Genomic DNA, 346 nt, shown 5'->3' with positions numbered 1-346 from the left:
TTATGGCTGGTCAGCCTGGTAAGTGCGGCTCCTCTCTACGCTGCTGACGTTCCCGCCAACACACCGCTCGCCCCGCAACAAGTCTTTCGTTACAACAATCATAGCGACCCAGGCACGCTCGACCCGCAAAAGGTAGAGGAGAATACTGCCGCGCAGATTGTGCTGGATCTGTTTGAAGGTCTGGTATGGATGGACGGTGAAGGCCAGGTGCAGCCCGCTCAGGCTGAACGCTGGGAGATACTTGACGGCGGCAAGCGCTATATTTTCCATCTGCGTAGCGGTTTGCAGTGGTCAGACGGTCAGCCTCTGACGGCAGAGGATTTTGTCCTCGGCTGGCAGCGCGCGG

At 58.4% G+C, this 346-nt stretch carries 1 protein-coding gene; it reads left to right on the top strand.

The window, feature by feature from the left end; translation table 11 throughout:
• Nucleotides 1-346 (top strand): ABC transporter substrate-binding protein (locus LZP73_RS19520; RefSeq protein ID WP_234236578.1); only part of this gene is annotated, 346 nt, incomplete at both ends.

The sequence above is a fragment of the Shewanella sp. AS16 genome (assembly GCF_021412365.1).
Taxonomy (GTDB): Bacteria; Pseudomonadota; Gammaproteobacteria; order Enterobacterales; family Shewanellaceae; genus Shewanella; species Shewanella salipaludis.
The sequence above is the reverse complement of the archived record's forward strand: the minus strand, read 5'-3'. Positions and strand labels throughout refer to the sequence as shown.